Below are 15065 nucleotides of genomic sequence, written 5' to 3'. Positions count from 1 at the left end.
TAGGACGCTGCCGGGCAGTGTGATTTTATATTTTATTTAATAGTTTTCCACAGTAGCTCAGTGGTAGAGCTATCGGCTGTTAACCGATCGGTCGTAGGTTCGAATCCTACCTGTGGAGCCATTTTTTTGTTTTGAGCATATACTTATATACTGGCCCGTTGGTCAAGCGGTTAAGACACCGCCCTTTCACGGCGGTAACACGGGTTCGAGTCCCGTACGGGTCATCTTTTGGAGAATTAGCTCAGCTGGGAGAGCATCTGCCTTACAAGCAGAGGGTCGGCGGTTCGAACCCGTCATTCTCCACCACGGAGGGGTAGCGAAGTGGCTAAACGCGGCGGACTGTAAATCCGCTCCTTCGGGTTCGGCAGTTCGAATCTGCCCCCCTCCACCATTTTAATATTATTGGGCTATAGCCAAGCGGTAAGGCAACGGGTTTTGGTCTCGTCATGCGAAGGTTCGAATCCTTCTAGCCCAGCCATGAGCCATTAGCTCAGTCGGTAGAGCATCTGACTTTTAATCAGAGGGTCAGAGGTTCGAATCCTCTATGGCTCACTTGTGGACATCTTCTTCGGAAGGTGTCTTTTTTTGTTTATCTTTATGCATGAAAACGGTTGTATTTACATTTTTATAAATCATTGCATAAAAATCCAATGTTGTATAATATGAAGTTAGACTTGATTTGAAAAAGGGGATATTTTTATGAACCATAAGGTAGATATTATCGGCGCTTCCACATGTTTCGGCCAGCCGAAACTGGGAGTGGATTTTGGACCGGATGCGATACGTTACGCCGGCCTTGTCAAAGCATTGGAAATACAGGGAATGAATGTTGAAGATAAAGGGAACATTACCGGTCAGTATAAAGTGGATCCGACTCTGCACTCGGCGAAAGAGGAGATGGGGCTTCTCAATTTCGAACAGGTGAAGGATTTCAGTACTGAACTGGCGGAAGAGGTTGAAAGTTCCGTAAAACTTGGACGCTTTCCGTTGATACTCGGAGGGGACCACTCGCTTTCGATCGGCTCCATAGCTGGAATCAGCCCGCATTACGAAAACCTTGGTGTCATATGGTATGATGCCCACGGCGATCTCAACGACAGTGAGACTTCTCCATCAGGTAACATACATGGCATGCCGCTTGCTGTGGCATGCGGCGTAGGGCATGAGAGTTTCGTGAACCTTCATCAGCCCGGAGTCAAGGTGAAACCGGAAAATGTTGTTTTAATAGGCATGAGAGATCTTGATGTGGGTGAGAGGGAATACATCAAGGAGAATGATATTCTCACTTTCACTGCAACTGACGTCAGGGAAAAAGGCATGGCCGGTGTCATGGATGAGGCGATTGCCTACCTGAAAGATAAGGTCGACGGTCTGCACCTCTCCCTCGATGTCGACGGACTCGACCCGTTGGAAACACCGGGGACGGGCACACCTGTTGACGGTGGTATGTCACTGTCTGAAACACAGCTTGCGATGCGCATGCTGAATGAATCGGACCTGGTGACTTCGATGGATCTTGTAGAGGTGAATCCATTGCTTGATGAGAAGAATATTACTGCAGAGAAGGCAGTGGAGATTGCTTCATTCCTGTTCGGGAAAAAACAGCTGTAAATATAATTGGCCATATAAAAAGGGATATCATCTGTAATGGATGCTATCCCTTAAAATATTGTATTTAACCTTCATTATCATTGCTATCATCTCCCAAAGGCATGAGCTGGACCTTGTATTCATCGGTTCCTTTGGTGTTTTTCTTTTCAGAGTGCTTCTTTACAAAATTTTTAAGATCCTTTTTGAACTGTTTCAGGTCGTCCTCTTTGATGTTCAGGTTATATGACATGCTGTCTTTCTTCTTTTCATCCGGGATATACTTCAAAAGGTCGATATTCGGCACCACTTTTTTAGCCACCGGTGCGTAAAATTTCTGGATGATGCTGTTCTTCTCCTCGGTCTTTACCACATGGATGATATCGTTTTTCAGCAGTTCATTGAGATGATAGTGGATCTTCGCGCGGGGGATATCCAGTTCATCCGCAAGGTTCTGGCCCGTCTTCGGTTTTTCACCAAGCATGGTGAGGAGCTCGATCCGGAATGGGTCACTGACGCTTTTCAACTGGGCCAGGTTATCAATAACCAGTAATTTTTTCATGAAGAAACACCCCTTATGAGATATATTTATAGTATGATTAACTGTAAATAGCTTGTCAATCAAATAAACATCTATTTACAAAAGTTGAGAGCCTTTTAATCATTTGTTGCATAATTGCGAATTTGGTATGATGTAACTGTTACTACAGTGAAAGGGGCACCACTATGATTGGGCAGAGAATCAAGGAAATACGCAACAATAACAATCTGACACAGGAAGAATTGGCGGACGGCATCATTTCCAGGACTTATCTCAGTTTGATAGAGAAGGGCAGTGTGCATCCTTCAACTAATGTCCTCATAAAACTGAGTGAACGTTTGAACTGCTCTGTCAACGATTTTATGCAGGAAGTGTCCCATTTCAGGTATAATGATGTTGAGATACTAAGGGAGATTGCCTATTATGAACAGAAAATCGAAAGTGAAGATTTCCAATCTGTAATCTCTTTCATAGAAAAAGAATACGAAACGGTCGATCAGGTCCCTCCCCAGGACAGTGGACGGATCCATCTGATCTATGCCAAGTATTATAATAAAACGGATAAGCCGGGAAAAGAGAAGTATCATGTGGATCAGGCGCTCAGGCTACTGTCCACGGTTTCGGTCAACCAGTCCTACATAGATGCGATAATTTTAAAAACGCGCATACTGGTTTCACAGGATGAAGTGGAAGGGGCGCTGGACCTTCTGGAGGATACGCTGTTCATCATTTTAAAGCTTACCGAGCTTGATCTCGGAATCATCAGGGTCATGTTTGAAATGGCGGCATGTTATCATATCAAGAAGGAATATTTTACGTCTGAGAGGATTCTTACGAGGCTGAAAAGGCAGTCGGAAATCCTTCATATAGACTACAAGAGGGACACATTCAATCTTCTCGAGGCAAAAAATCTGGCAATGCTTGGGTTTTTCGAAAAACTGGAAAAAATGACGGAACATGAGAATTCGCCGTCAATGGTGCTTCTGAACTGCTATGCAAGTTTCAACAATGGCAATATCAAAGAATGCAAGAGCAGGTTCAAGAGCATGGGAATTGAGAAAAACATGTTCAGAGGAGATGTGGTTTTAACCGGCATATATGACATGCTGGATAAGCGTTTGGATTTTATTTGAAATATTGAGAGAGGGACGGCACTATGCAGACAGATAATTTTTTTGAGAACATCACAACGGCAGCCGTAATTTCGAGCATTGTCGATTTGCTGATTGTCTGGTACGTACTTTATCTTCTGATTACCGTAATGAAGGGTACGAAAGCCATCCAGCTGATCAAAGGGATATTCTTCATCCTTATCGGCCGGGCGATAAGTAATTTTTTCGATCTTGCGACGACGACACAGATGTTCGATACGGTTTTGGAATGGGGTTTTTTGGCGATTATTGTGATATTCCAGCCGGAGCTCAGACGGGCGCTTGAACAGCTTGGCCGCGGGAGTCTCTTCCGTACAAGCAGTACAGCAGCAAGTTCAGAACATGATAAGATGCGGGAAGCCATGGTAAAATCCATCAGATATATGGCAAAACGCCGCATCGGGGCGCTGATCGTCTTTGAAAAGGAGACGGGGCTGAAAGATTACATCGAAACCGGGATTCCCATAAACGGAAACATTTCATCAGAACTTCTGATCAACATATTTATCCCGAACACTCCGCTGCATGACGGGGCCATGATTATACAGGGAGATAAAATTGCCACAGCTGCCAGTTACCTGCCGCTGTCCGACAGCAGCAAGATTGCCAAAAATCTCGGTACAAGACACAGGGCGGCTGTCGGTGTGTCGGAAGTGACCGACGCATTCACAATAGTGGTCTCTGAGGAAACAGGTAACATCTCAGTGACTTATGACAGTAAGCTCACGCGCGAAATATCACTTGAAGAGCTTGATTCCATGCTGAAAACACATTGGAGTCTGCTCCCTGAGCTGAAGGAAGGAGGTGGGCTCTTTGCTAGAAAGTAAATGGGGTCTCAGGTTTGTGGCCCTGATTCTCGCATTGTTCATGTTCCTTTCTGTAAATGATGTTTTTGATAATCTGTTCAATGATGACGGTGAAAATCCCGAATCACAGATGATTGAGGGCGTGCCTGTGGAGCTGCAGTATGACAAGGAGAACTACTATGTCTCCGGTGCTCCGTCGGAGGTCAATGTCCAGCTGTTTGGAAACAACTCCAATGTCAAAAGGCTCCAGACAACAAGGGATTTCAGTGTTTCCCTCGACCTACGGAACCGGGACGTGGGAGAATATGAGGAGCACTTCACAGTGGAGGGACTGCCTGAAAATGTCACGGCTGAAGTTGTTCCGCAGACTGCAAACATCAACATACAGGATCTTGTTACAAGAACATTCGAAGTACAGGCTGAAGTGAGTGAGAGCCGGGTGGGGCCGAACCACCAGATCTCCGAGGTCAATGTCATACCGTCCACGGTCACCGTCATGGGTGGTGAAAGTGAAATGAATCGTATACAATATGTACGCGCCACCCTGAATGACAGCTCAAGAATTACAGAGGACCGCGTCGAAGAAGCGGAAGTAAGTGTATTTGACTCACAATTCAACAAGCTTGATGTGCGGATCGATCCGACTGACGTAAGGGTCGAAATCTCGGTGGATGAGCGAAGCAAGGAAGTTCCGGTGGAATACGAAGTGAACGGTGAAGTTGCAGACGGACATACGCTGGAAGATGTTAAGCTCAACTATGAAAATGTGACGGTATTCGGCAGCGAGGAAGTGCTCGCAAACATCGATTCCGTCAATGTCGAAGTAAATGTGGACGGCATGGAAAATTCAGAAACGAAAGACATAGAAATGGAACTGCCTGAAGGTGTCAGTAAAACAGAGCCGGCAGTACTGCAGGCAGAAATAGAAATAACCGAAAATTGACTGAAATAAAACTACACAATGAAAAAGGAGAAAGACATGGGTAAATATTTTGGTACTGATGGAGTAAGAGGCGTTGCAAATACGGAGCTGACTCCGGAACTGGCTTTTAAACTGGGAAGATTTGGCGGATATGTACTATCCGGACAGAAAGAAGAGGATAAACCGACTGTACTGGTCGGACGCGACACACGCATTTCCGGTGAAATGCTGGAATCAGCGCTCGTTGCCGGACTGCTTTCCATGGGAGCGGAAGTGATGCGCCTCGGAATCATCTCCACCCCGGGTGTAGCATATCTGACAAAAGAGATGGAGGCAGATGCGGGTGTAATGATTTCCGCCTCCCATAACCCGGTGGCAGATAACGGCATCAAATTCTTTGGTTCAGACGGTTTCAAACTTTCTGATGCGCAGGAGGAGGAAATTGAAAAGCTCCTCGATGCTGAGGAAGATACGCTGCCAAGACCGAGTGGTACAGCGCTTGGCCATAAATCCGACTATTTTGAAGGCAGCCAGAAATATGTGAGCTATCTCAAGTCCACAATTGATACGGACCTGGAAGGTTTGAAGATTGCGCTTGACGGTGCCCATGGTTCCACATACTCGCTTGCTCCTTATCTCTTTGGTGATCTCGAGGCGGATACAGTGACGGTCGGGTGTAACCCGGACGGCACCAACATCAATGATGGCGTCGGTTCTACACATCCTGGCAAGCTGGTTGAACTCGTGAAAGAACAGGAGGCGGATTTCGGGCTTGCCTTCGACGGTGATGGCGACCGCATCATTGCAGTGGATGAGAATGGAGAGATCGTCGACGGCGATAAGATCATGTTCATCCTTGCCCAGCACCTGAAGTCCATAGATATGCTGAAGGATGACATGGTCGTCTCCACAGTGATGAGCAATCTGGGATTCTATAAAGCTCTGGAAGCCCATGGCCTGAACAGTGACAAGACCAAAGTCGGCGACCGCTATGTAGTGGAGGAGATGCGCTCAGGTGGATACTCGCTCGGCGGCGAGCAGTCCGGACATATCATCATGATGGACTACAATACTACAGGTGACGGCCTGCTGACAGGCGTCCATCTTGCTGCAATCGTCAGGGAATCCGGCAAAAAGCTCAGTGAACTGGCAGCGCAGGTGGAAACATTCCCCCAGGAGCTCGTAAACGTACGTGTAACGGATAAATACAATGTGGTGAACAACGATAAGGTTTCTGCGAAGATTGACGAGGTGGAGGCGGATATGGACGGTAATGGACGAATCCTCGTCCGTGCCTCCGGTACAGAACCCCTGGTCCGTGTCATGGTGGAAGCTGAAACTGAAGAATTGGCTGATAAGTACAGCAATGATATCGCAGAGGTCGTCAAGGCTGAAATGGGTCTCGACGAATAACAGAAGAGCAATCCTGCCGGTCCGGATATCCCGGGGCGGCAGTTTTTTATGACCACACCTCCAAAAATGTCGGTTTGAGTCAGTTTAATACGAAATTTTTCTGTTGCAGTATATACATATTTCCCTTACAATGTGAATGTTGACTAAAAGGAGGGCAGGATAAAAAACAATCGGAATAGCGCCTGAGCAGATGGGAGCCATCTGCTGACGAGGAGGACAGCCATCGAATTTCGGCGGATGCTGTCCCGGATACTGAAGTATTCGTGAGACCGGATGTTAAAACTGACAAGTGATTGTCAGCACAGAGCATCGGAACTTAAACCTTAAATGGAAAGGAAGTCAGTATATGTGCGGAATAGTTGGTTATATCGGCAATGACAATGTCTTGGAGATACTGCTCAAAGGTCTTGAGAAAATGGAGTACCGAGGCTATGACTCTGCAGGAATCGGGGTCAGGAATGATGAAGAGGTGAAGGTGTTCAAAGAGAAGGGACGAATCAGGGACCTCAGGGAAAAAGTGGAGACGGACTTCGATGCGACAGTGGGTATCGGACACACAAGATGGGCGACACACGGTGTGCCGAACGTGGTCAATGCTCACCCGCACCAGAGTACTAACGGCCGCTTTACACTGGTTCATAACGGTGTCATCGAGAATTATGAACAGCTTAAGAATGATCACCTTGGAGACGTTGAGCTGGTTTCCAGTACAGATACTGAAATCATTGTCGAAGTGATTGCGAAGCTGGCAGATGAGGGTATGACAACAGAAGAGGCTTTCAACAGGACGCTTGGTGAACTGCATGGTTCCTACGCGCTCGGATTACTGGATGAAGAGGATCCGGATGTAATCTATGTGGCCAAGAACAAATCCCCGCTGCTTCTCGGTAAAGGGGAGGATTTCAATGTCATCACTTCAGATGCGATGGCAATGCTGCAGATCACGAACGAATTCGTGGAACTGATGGACGGCGAAGTCGTACTCCTCAAAAAAGATGATATCGTCATCAAGGATAAAGAGGGTAATGCAGTGGAAAGGGATTCCTACATTGCGGAAATCGATGCAGGAGATATAGAAAAAGGCACATATGACCACTACATGCTGAAAGAGATCAATGACCAGCCGGCGGCAATGAGGAAAATTATCCAGGAATACCAGGATGAAGATGAGAATCTCAAAATCGACCCGGCAATCATCAAACAGCTGAGGGATGCCGACAGACTCTATGTCATCGCCGCAGGGACGAGCTATCATGCCGGTCTCATCGGCAAGGAGTATTTCGAGAAATGGGCAGGCGTGCCGACAGAAGTGCACGTGGCTTCAGAATTCGTATACAACACGCCGATGCTGTCCGAGAAGCCTCTGTTCATCTTCATCTCACAGTCGGGCGAAACAGCGGACAGCCGCGCCGTCCTTGTTGAGATCAAGAAGCTCGGCCACCAGTCACTGACAGTGACGAATGTACCCGGCTCAACACTTTCACGAGAAGCGGATCAGACGCTCATCCTGCATGCAGGACCTGAGATTGCCGTCGCCTCCACGAAAGCATATACAGCACAGATCGCAGTCCTTTCCATCCTGGCGCAGGTCGCAGCCCGCGAACTCGGAAAAGACACAGGCATCAACCTGATGACAGAACTTGCGAAAGTTACAACAGCGATCACGGCGGTCATCGATGACGCCCCAGCGATCGAGCAGATCGTGAACGAGTACCTCGAAACGACGAGAAACGCCTTCTTCATCGGCAGGACGATGGATTACTACGTCGGCCTGGAAGGTGCGCTCAAACTGAAGGAGATCTCCTATATACAGGCGGAAGGTTTCGCCGGCGGGGAACTCAAGCACGGTACCATCGCGCTGATAGAAGAGAACACGCCGGTATTCGCACTGGCCACCCAGGAAAGGATCAACCTGAACATCCGTGGGAATGCGCAGGAAGTCGAAGCACGCGGAGCCAAAGTGTGCATGATCTCGATGGAGGGGCTCGAGCAGGACGGAGACACATATGTGATACCGCATGTGCATGAAATGCTTACACCGCTCGTATCCGTAGTCGTGTACCAGTTCATCGCGTACTATGCAGCACTGCACCGCGGAAACGATGTGGACAAGCCAAGAAACCTTGCGAAGTCGGTAACAGTGGAATAAAAGCACAATGGAATATTGGAATTTCCAATAAGCTGCTCCGTTTCATCGGAATGATGAACGGGGCTTTTATTGTGTGAAGGAATAAATAAGAATATAATACGGTGAATATTATGAACTATGGAAAAGGTGAAGGAAAATTGATTACATTGGCAGGAACAATCGGCGTAGGAAAAACGGAATGGGGTAAAGTGATCGCCAAACATTTTGATGTTGAATTGCTGGAGGAAAAAGTGGAAGGTAATCCGTTTCTTGCGAAATATTATGAAGACCCGCAGAGGTACAGCTTCCATCTGCAGATATTCTTCCTGAACCACAGGTTCAGTGCCATAAAGGAAGCCATGGCACACCCGAATTCAGTGCTCGATCGCTCCATTTATGAAGATGCGATGATATTTGCAAGGCTCCAGTATGAGAATGGCTCAATGGATGAAGCGGAGTATGCGACATACCTTGAGCTGCATGAAAACATGATGCAGGAGCTGGCGGATCTATATAAGCAGCAGGTTTTATTCAAAAAATCACCGGATCTTATGGTAATGGTGCATGGCTCTTTCGAAGAGATCATGAGGAGGATCAAAAAGCGCGGAAGGTCATATGAGCAGATAGATGGTAATCCGGAACTGTACAAGTATTACCAGGATATATATGAAATGTATGACAGGGACTTCAAGAAGAATTACCTGGATAAGAATATATCCCCTGTCTATGTCATAGATATTGACAGGATGGATATTTTCAACCCACGGGATGTCAAAGCTGTACTGGATGGAATTGAAGAAACATTGAAGCGAAACCGGGGGTTTGTACTGCCTGAAGAGCTGGAGTAGAGCACGATGTGAATACATGCAACAGCAGGATGGTCCGCCGAAGAAAGGCGGGCCATCTTTATATGCGCACGGTCAGGGGGAGTCTCGATACATATTATGGAAAAGGTGTTTATATTATGATGAGTGAGTGATAAGGTGATATTAAGGTTGTTCAGATTTCTGGACAGTAACTATACATATTAAAAGCAACAGCGGTAAGGAGTATGTACATGAAAAAAAAGAATATTGTAATCGTTGCAATCATCGGATTTGCAGTTATCCTGTTAACAGCCGCCACTTTTTATGGTAATGACCGCGGAGCAGCTCCGGAGGAATCAGATGAGACTGGGGAACAGCCGGATACTGAGGTTGCAGAGGAGGAAACCGCAGAAGCGGATTATGACTACCCGCCGGAAAAGGCGGAGCAGGTACTTGCAGATCAGGAGGAACTGGAGACTGCGATACTTGCCGAAAGTGAGGGTAGTACCCTCGACAATCCGTATGTGAATGTTGACCCCTATAATCGGAGCCCCCTTTCCGCCCTTGTGATTTTCGATACGGAAGAACCGGCAAAGGTCACTTTTACAGTAAAGGGAAAGGATGACAAAGCGGACATTTCGGAAACAGTAAAGGAATACAGGAGCCACCATGAACTGCCTGTCCTGGGGTTGTATCCGGGGTATACGAACACGATAGAGATTTCCGCAGAAACCGAATCCGGGGAAGTGTTGGAACATACCTTTACAGTGACTACGGAAGACCTGCCGGAAGAAATGCCGGAGATTGAAATCAAAGAAGCCCAGCCTGAAAAAATGAAACTCGGAGAAAGTGAACTGACTTTCTATATTCCGAGTACGAGATATGCGTTTGCATTTGATGTAAATGGCGATGTCCGCTGGTATGGTTCGGGCTTCAACAGCCATGTTCTGCAGGAGCTGGATAATGGGAACCTGCTCTATCTGGGGAAAGATGATAACAGCGGAAGTGCCTATAACCGTCTGTTTGAAACAACCTATATAGGTAAAGTCTACAATGCCTTCATTATAAGTGAAAGAGCTGCGGAAAGTGAAGCCGAGGGCATAGAGTCCACACTGATTCATCATGACGTGGCGGAACTGCCGTCAGGGAATCTGCTGCTCACTGTCAATGACGGCAGTGGCGTTTACATGGAAGATACCATGATAGAGATGGACAGGGAGACAGGGGAAGTCGTAAAAGTAATGGACCTGAAAGACCTTTTCCCGAAGGAAGTCTATGAAGAGTATGAACCGAGGGAGGACAACGGCCTGATAGACTGGTTCCATCAGAATTCCGTCGTGTATGATGAAAGTGATGACAGTATCATCATTTCGGGAAGGCATCAGGATACAGTGATGAAAATCGATTACGGCACAGGTGAGATAAAGTGGATCCTGGCTCATCCCGAGGGATGGAATGAAGAGATGGAAGAATATCTTGTGGATGGGGACAGCGGGGATTTCAAATATCCGGCAGCCCAGCATGACGCCACCATCCTTCCTGATTTCGACGATGACCCGGATACGATCGATATCATGCTGCTCGATAATAATACAGTTGTCACCCGAGGGAATGAAAAGGTTTCGGAACAATACAGTGCCGGAACCCACTACCGTATCAACGAAGAAACATTGGATGCAGAAATAGTATGGACATATGGGGAAGAGCTCGGAGAGGATTACTTCACAAATATCATAAGCAGTGCAAGATACCGTGAAGACAGCGACAATGTATTGCTTGATTTCGGCCACACGGATGGAGGAGAGAGAAGTTCATTTGTGGAGGTTACACATGATGAACAGTCTGAAATCGTATTCGAAGCCGAAATGACAGGTTTCCGTACAGGTGCCTGGGCATACCGCTCTTCAAGGAACGCTTTATATAATGATAAATGGGAGGAGAGATTCTCCCTGGGAGCGCAAAACTGACTCATATCCGCCCGTCCTGCTGAAGCAGGACGGGTTTTTGATTGTGGGGAGTGCCCCTCAGGAGAACTGTTAAGCTGTCATGGAATGTTCAAAATTTTTGTATGGATTTTCCATCCTGGCACATGATGAGTGGACATTGGAATATGATGTGTTAGAATGACGGACAATAACGCATTATAAGGAGAATCAATTATGAAAAAATGGTTGACAGGATTATCAATCGCCTCTTCGATGCTGGTACTCGGTGCCTGCGGCGGGGGAGATGATTCAGGCGAAGATACAGGGAACGCGGAAAATCAGCAGGAGTCCCAGGGACAGACGGCTTCTGGCAGCGGTGAAGAAGGCGGTGGCCAATCTGCCCAAAGCGGCGAAGGCCAGCAGGAAATGCCTGAACCGGACATGGAAGGTGTGCCTGATGTCGTCGCTGAAGTGAACGGCGAAGAAGTGACGAAGGATGAATTCCAACAGGCTTACGAGAGCCAGTTCCAGCAGGCTGCCATGCAGCAGCAGATGTCCGGGCAGGAAGTGAATCAGGATGAACTGAAAAAGCAGGTTGCCGACGGCATGGTTTCCCAGGAACTGCTGATACAGGAAACTGAAAACCGCGGAATCGAAGCGCCTGAGGACGAGGTCAACAAAACATTGGACGACATTGTCAAACAAAACCAGATGAAATCCCAGGATGAGTTCTTCACTGCGATGGAAGAGCAGGGCATGAAAAAGGATGAAGTGATGTCCCAGCTCAAAACGCAGGTCAAGATGGACCAGCTTATCGCTGAAGAGACCGGTGATATCGAACCATCCGATGATGAACTGAAAGAGATCTATGATCAGCAGAAAGAACAGATGTCACAGATGCAGGGGGAAGAAGGCGGCTCTGAGATGCCATCCTTCGACGAGATGAAACCGCAGCTTAAAGAGCAGGTTGTAATGCAGAAAGAAAGTGAGGCGGCACAGACACTCGCCGAAGATCTGAAAGAGAAATCGGATGTCACAGTGAACCTGTAACTGAATGGACGAAGCAATCGCCGTTTTGGATGTATGTCCAAAGCGGCGATTTTTATATGCAGGTTTGTTGTATACTGGAACTGTGCAGAATGTTGAATATCATTGAAATGGAAGGAGCGGTAATATGGCCGGGTATAAAATATATACGATGGCATTCTCAAAAGTCTATCCCCACTACGTCACCAAGGCTGCTCGGCGGGACCGGACGAAGGATGAAGTGGATGAAATCATCCTCTGGCTGACGGGCTACAGTCAGAGTCAGCTTGAAGAACATCTGGAGAAGGATACTGATTTTGAAAACTTCTTTGCCGAAGCACCGGAGATGAATCCCTCGAGAGAGATGATCACAGGTGTGATATGCGGAGTACGTGTCGAAGAAATCGAAGAGCCGCTCATGCAGGAGATCCGCTATATGGATAAACTGATAGATGAGCTGGCCAGAGGCAAAGCGATGGAGAAGATTCTGCGGAAATAATGATATGACGTTACCCAGGCCTGTTGAAAGGAATACTTTCAACGGGCCTTTGTAATCTGTATCTCCTTGACGATGCTTATTCCTGTGATAGTATGACAATGATCGGCTTTTAGGAATATACGAGAAAAGAAGGTGCTGCATGAAAGATTATGGGTTTATGGTGATGGGGACTTTTTTCTTTGCTGCTTCAGTGGCGATTTTTGCCATGCCGAATTCCCTGGCTGAAGGCGGGATACCTGGGGCGTCACTGCTTCTGTACTTCGGACTCGGGTGGTCTCCGGCGCTGGTCACATTTGCGGCGAACACACTCATCATTTCGTTTGGCTACCGCTATCTGCCAAAATCCATGATAATAAAATCCATCCTTGCGATTCCGCTCTTTTCCCTGTTTCTTTATATACTGGAAGGGCATGGTTCAAAGCTTAATGACCCGCTGCTCGCTGCGTTGTATGCAGGAGTGTTTACAGGCATAGGATTCGGCTTCATCTTCCGTTCGGGCAGCACGATCGGGGGTACCTCCACAATCGCCAAGATGCTGAACTATAAATTTGGCTGGGAACTGACCGGAACAAACTTTGTACTGGATGCGCTGGTCGTTCTGGGAGGGATCTTCGTCATCGGGCCGGTGTACATCCTCTACACGATCGTGGCGCTGTTCATAGGGAAGAAAGTCACGGATTATGTGCTGGAAGGTTTTGAGTCCAAGAAGATTGTGCATATATTTTCCGATTACAGTGAAGAGATCGCCCTTACCATACGGCGGAATCTCGGAGCTCACACTTCGATTCTTGAAGGCAGGAATGATGGCACGGGAAATGTTGAAAACCTGATATATGTTGCTGTACCGAAACAGCAGCTGTTCTATTTGAAGAAACTGATACGGGAAGTGGACGAAGACGCCTTCACTGTAGTCAACACGGTCAAGGATGTCAGCGGCGGTTCATTTGCCAGGGCACACTATCCGACGCAAAAAACATTCGGCAGTGCAAAACAGGAAAAAGAATATTATAAAGAACAGGCGGATGAATGAAGACCTTCAGGCAACGGATGAGTTTTTTACAGACCGATAAAGGGAATCTGAATGGGACAGTATTAAAAACACTCTGAAGGAGCTGGATAGGATGAAGACTTTGTATTTTTCTGCCGGCAATTCACTCTACGAAATAAAAGAAGGAAAAGATGGATGGGTGATGGCAGAAAGGCCTGCACCGAATGTCCTCTTGTGCATTGCGGCCGATCCGGATAATCCGGGGCGGCTGTACGGGGGCACATTTGATGACGGGCTATTTATCAGCGATGACGGCGGCGGGACATGGGAGCCTGCCGGGGCCGGCATTACACATAACCGGGTGATGAGCCTCGCCATAAGTCCCACTGAGAATATACACGGCTGCAGAGTCGTTTGGGCCGGTACGGAACCGAGCGGCCTCTTCCGATCGGAGGACGGCGGGCGGACATGGACGGATTGCCCGGCGCTCTTGGATCTGCCATCAAAGTCAACATGGAGTTTCCCGCCCCGGCCTGAGACACATCATGTGCGTTTCATCGAGCCGGATATTCATGACGCGGAACGTATTTTCGCGGGAATAGAACTCGGCGGTGTCATGAGAAGCGAGGATAGGGGACAGAGCTTCGAGGACCGTAAACCGGGGTCGCAGCATGACAGCCATACGCTGGCGACCCACCCTGAGGTTCCGGGACGTGTGTATGAAGCGGCAGGCGGCGGATATGCGGAAAGCTTCGATTCGGGCTCTACATGGGAGACATTCAACGATGGCCTTGACCCGTACAGCTATCTGGTCGGCATCGCTGCGGACAGCGGGAATGCGGACATCACCATTGTGTCGGCGGCAAAAAGTCCGAGGACGGCATATAAACCATCAAATGCGGAAACGATTCTGATGCGTCGTGAAAATGGAGGCAGATGGGAACGGGTCCATGAAGGTCTGCCGGACCCTGACGGTTCTGCAATTTTCTCTCTCGCCTCAGACAGAGTGGCAGCAGGAGTGTTCTATGCTTTGAACAACACCGGTTTCTATATTTCCAGAGATTCAGGGGAAACATGGAACAAAGTGAATGTTGAATGGCCGGGCCATCTCAAGGATAAGGGAGTAAACTGGATGACGCTCGTATAACAGAGGGAGGGGGCATCTGAGGATGCCTCTTTTTTTCGTAATCATATTAAAAAGTAACAAAAAACACTTGAAAGTCAAATAAGGTCAATGTATAATATAGTTAAAGGTCAAACTTAGTCAAATGGC

The 15065-nt window shown here is 47.6% G+C and carries 13 protein-coding genes and 6 tRNA genes; 18 read left to right on the top strand and 1 reads right to left on the bottom strand.

Annotation, left to right across the window (positions count from 1 at the left end):
- Window positions 1–46: 46 nt before the first annotated feature.
- The 7 genes from WN59_RS07795 to rocF all read left to right on the top strand — a co-directional run bounded on the left by WN59_RS07795 (window position 47) and on the right by rocF (window position 1611).
- Window positions 47–121: transfer RNA gene (locus WN59_RS07795), tRNA-Asn, on the top strand.
- Between the two features lie 31 nt (window positions 122–152).
- Window positions 153–224 (top strand) — tRNA-Glu (locus WN59_RS07790).
- Window positions 225–230: 6 nt separating this feature from the next.
- Window positions 231–306, top strand: a tRNA-Val gene (locus WN59_RS07785).
- Window position 307: 1 nt separating this feature from the next.
- A tRNA-Tyr gene (locus WN59_RS07780) sits at window positions 308–391 on the top strand.
- A gap of 12 nt (window positions 392–403) precedes the next feature.
- Window positions 404–478 (top strand) — tRNA-Gln (locus WN59_RS07775).
- A 1-nt stretch (window position 479) separates the two neighbouring features.
- A tRNA-Lys gene (locus WN59_RS07770) sits at window positions 480–552 on the top strand.
- Between the two features lie 147 nt (window positions 553–699).
- Window positions 700–1611, top strand: a complete 912-nt coding sequence (gene rocF, locus WN59_RS07765; protein WP_046515365.1) for an arginase — start codon at window positions 700–702, stop codon at window positions 1609–1611.
- A gap of 64 nt (window positions 1612–1675) precedes the next feature.
- On the opposite strand, the gene WN59_RS07760 is transcribed toward rocF, so the two are convergent.
- Window positions 1676–2149, bottom strand: coding sequence for an ArsR/SmtB family transcription factor (locus WN59_RS07760; RefSeq protein ID WP_046515362.1), 474 nt, complete (start codon window positions 2147–2149; stop codon window positions 1676–1678).
- Between the two features lie 164 nt (window positions 2150–2313).
- On the opposite strand from WN59_RS07760, the gene WN59_RS07755 reads away from it, so the two are divergent.
- The 11 genes from WN59_RS07755 to WN59_RS07705 all read left to right on the top strand — a co-directional run bounded on the left by WN59_RS07755 (window position 2314) and on the right by WN59_RS07705 (window position 14939).
- The gene (locus WN59_RS07755; protein WP_046515358.1) at window positions 2314–3261 is read left to right on the top strand and encodes a helix-turn-helix domain-containing protein; all 948 of its coding nucleotides are present in this window, start codon (window positions 2314–2316) and stop codon (window positions 3259–3261) included.
- Between the two features lie 23 nt (window positions 3262–3284).
- Entirely contained in the window at window positions 3285–4106 is an 822-nt protein-coding gene (gene cdaA / locus WN59_RS07750; RefSeq protein ID WP_046515355.1) for a diadenylate cyclase CdaA, read from the top strand.
- Complete coding sequence (locus WN59_RS07745; RefSeq protein WP_046515352.1) at window positions 4093–5028, top strand: CdaR family protein; 936 nt, start codon at window positions 4093–4095, stop codon at window positions 5026–5028. The genes cdaA and WN59_RS07745 overlap by 14 nt, the downstream gene beginning before the upstream one ends.
- Window positions 5029–5064: 36 nt before the next feature.
- Window positions 5065–6420 carry a phosphoglucosamine mutase gene (gene glmM, locus WN59_RS07740; protein ID WP_046515348.1) on the top strand — a complete coding sequence of 452 codons (1356 nt, stop codon included), beginning with the start codon at window positions 5065–5067 and terminating at the stop codon, window positions 6418–6420.
- Between the two features lie 346 nt (window positions 6421–6766).
- Window positions 6767–8569, top strand: coding sequence for a glutamine--fructose-6-phosphate transaminase (isomerizing) (glmS, locus tag WN59_RS07735; RefSeq protein WP_046515344.1), 1803 nt, complete (start codon window positions 6767–6769; stop codon window positions 8567–8569).
- Between the two features lie 110 nt (window positions 8570–8679).
- Entirely contained in the window at window positions 8680–9396 is a 717-nt protein-coding gene (locus WN59_RS07730; protein WP_046515341.1) for a deoxynucleoside kinase, read from the top strand.
- A gap of 209 nt (window positions 9397–9605) precedes the next feature.
- On the top strand, window positions 9606–11321 hold the full coding sequence (locus WN59_RS07725) for an aryl-sulfate sulfotransferase (protein ID WP_046515337.1): 1716 nt from the start codon (window positions 9606–9608) through the stop codon (window positions 11319–11321).
- Between the two features lie 192 nt (window positions 11322–11513).
- Entirely contained in the window at window positions 11514–12329 is an 816-nt protein-coding gene (locus tag WN59_RS07720; RefSeq protein ID WP_046515333.1) for a SurA N-terminal domain-containing protein, read from the top strand.
- Window positions 12330–12453: 124 nt separating this feature from the next.
- A complete protein-coding gene (locus WN59_RS07715) occupies window positions 12454–12804 on the top strand; it encodes a DUF2200 domain-containing protein (protein WP_046515329.1) in 351 nt (116 codons plus the stop codon).
- 139 nt (window positions 12805–12943) lie between these two features.
- Entirely contained in the window at window positions 12944–13834 is an 891-nt protein-coding gene (locus WN59_RS07710; protein ID WP_046515324.1) for a YitT family protein, read from the top strand.
- A 91-nt stretch (window positions 13835–13925) separates the two neighbouring features.
- The gene (locus tag WN59_RS07705) at window positions 13926–14939 is read left to right on the top strand and encodes a WD40/YVTN/BNR-like repeat-containing protein (protein ID WP_046515321.1); all 1014 of its coding nucleotides are present in this window, start codon (window positions 13926–13928) and stop codon (window positions 14937–14939) included.
- Window positions 14940–15065: the final 126 nt, after the last annotated feature.

It is taken from the genome of Salinicoccus sediminis (assembly GCF_000986795.1).
GTDB classification, from domain to species: domain Bacteria; phylum Bacillota; class Bacilli; order Staphylococcales; family Salinicoccaceae; genus Salinicoccus; species Salinicoccus sediminis.
This window is presented reverse-complemented; position numbering and strand designations above follow the sequence as displayed.

Bases quoted from the DNA above. Each gene is read 5' to 3' on its own strand.
- WN59_RS07720 (WP_046515333.1), top strand. From the start codon at position 11,514: ATGAAAAAATGGTTGACAGGATTATCAATCGCCTCTTCGATGCTGGTA.
- WN59_RS07710 (WP_046515324.1), top strand. From the start codon at position 12,944: ATGAAAGATTATGGGTTTATGGTGATGGGGACTTTTTTCTTTGCTGCT.
- WN59_RS07715 (WP_046515329.1), top strand. From the start codon at position 12,454: ATGGCCGGGTATAAAATATATACGATGGCATTCTCAAAAGTCTATCCC.
- WN59_RS07725 (WP_046515337.1), top strand. From the start codon at position 9,606: ATGAAAAAAAAGAATATTGTAATCGTTGCAATCATCGGATTTGCAGTT.
- glmS (WP_046515344.1), top strand. From the start codon at position 6,767: ATGTGCGGAATAGTTGGTTATATCGGCAATGACAATGTCTTGGAGATA.
- WN59_RS07705 (WP_046515321.1), top strand. From the start codon at position 13,926: ATGAAGACTTTGTATTTTTCTGCCGGCAATTCACTCTACGAAATAAAA.
- rocF (WP_046515365.1), top strand. From the start codon at position 700: ATGAACCATAAGGTAGATATTATCGGCGCTTCCACATGTTTCGGCCAG.
- glmM (WP_046515348.1), top strand. From the start codon at position 5,065: ATGGGTAAATATTTTGGTACTGATGGAGTAAGAGGCGTTGCAAATACG.
- WN59_RS07730 (WP_046515341.1), top strand. From the start codon at position 8,680: ATGAACTATGGAAAAGGTGAAGGAAAATTGATTACATTGGCAGGAACA.
- WN59_RS07755 (WP_046515358.1), top strand. From the start codon at position 2,314: ATGATTGGGCAGAGAATCAAGGAAATACGCAACAATAACAATCTGACA.
- WN59_RS07760 (WP_046515362.1), bottom strand. From the start codon at position 2,149: ATGAAAAAATTACTGGTTATTGATAACCTGGCCCAGTTGAAAAGCGTC.
- cdaA (WP_046515355.1), top strand. From the start codon at position 3,285: ATGCAGACAGATAATTTTTTTGAGAACATCACAACGGCAGCCGTAATT.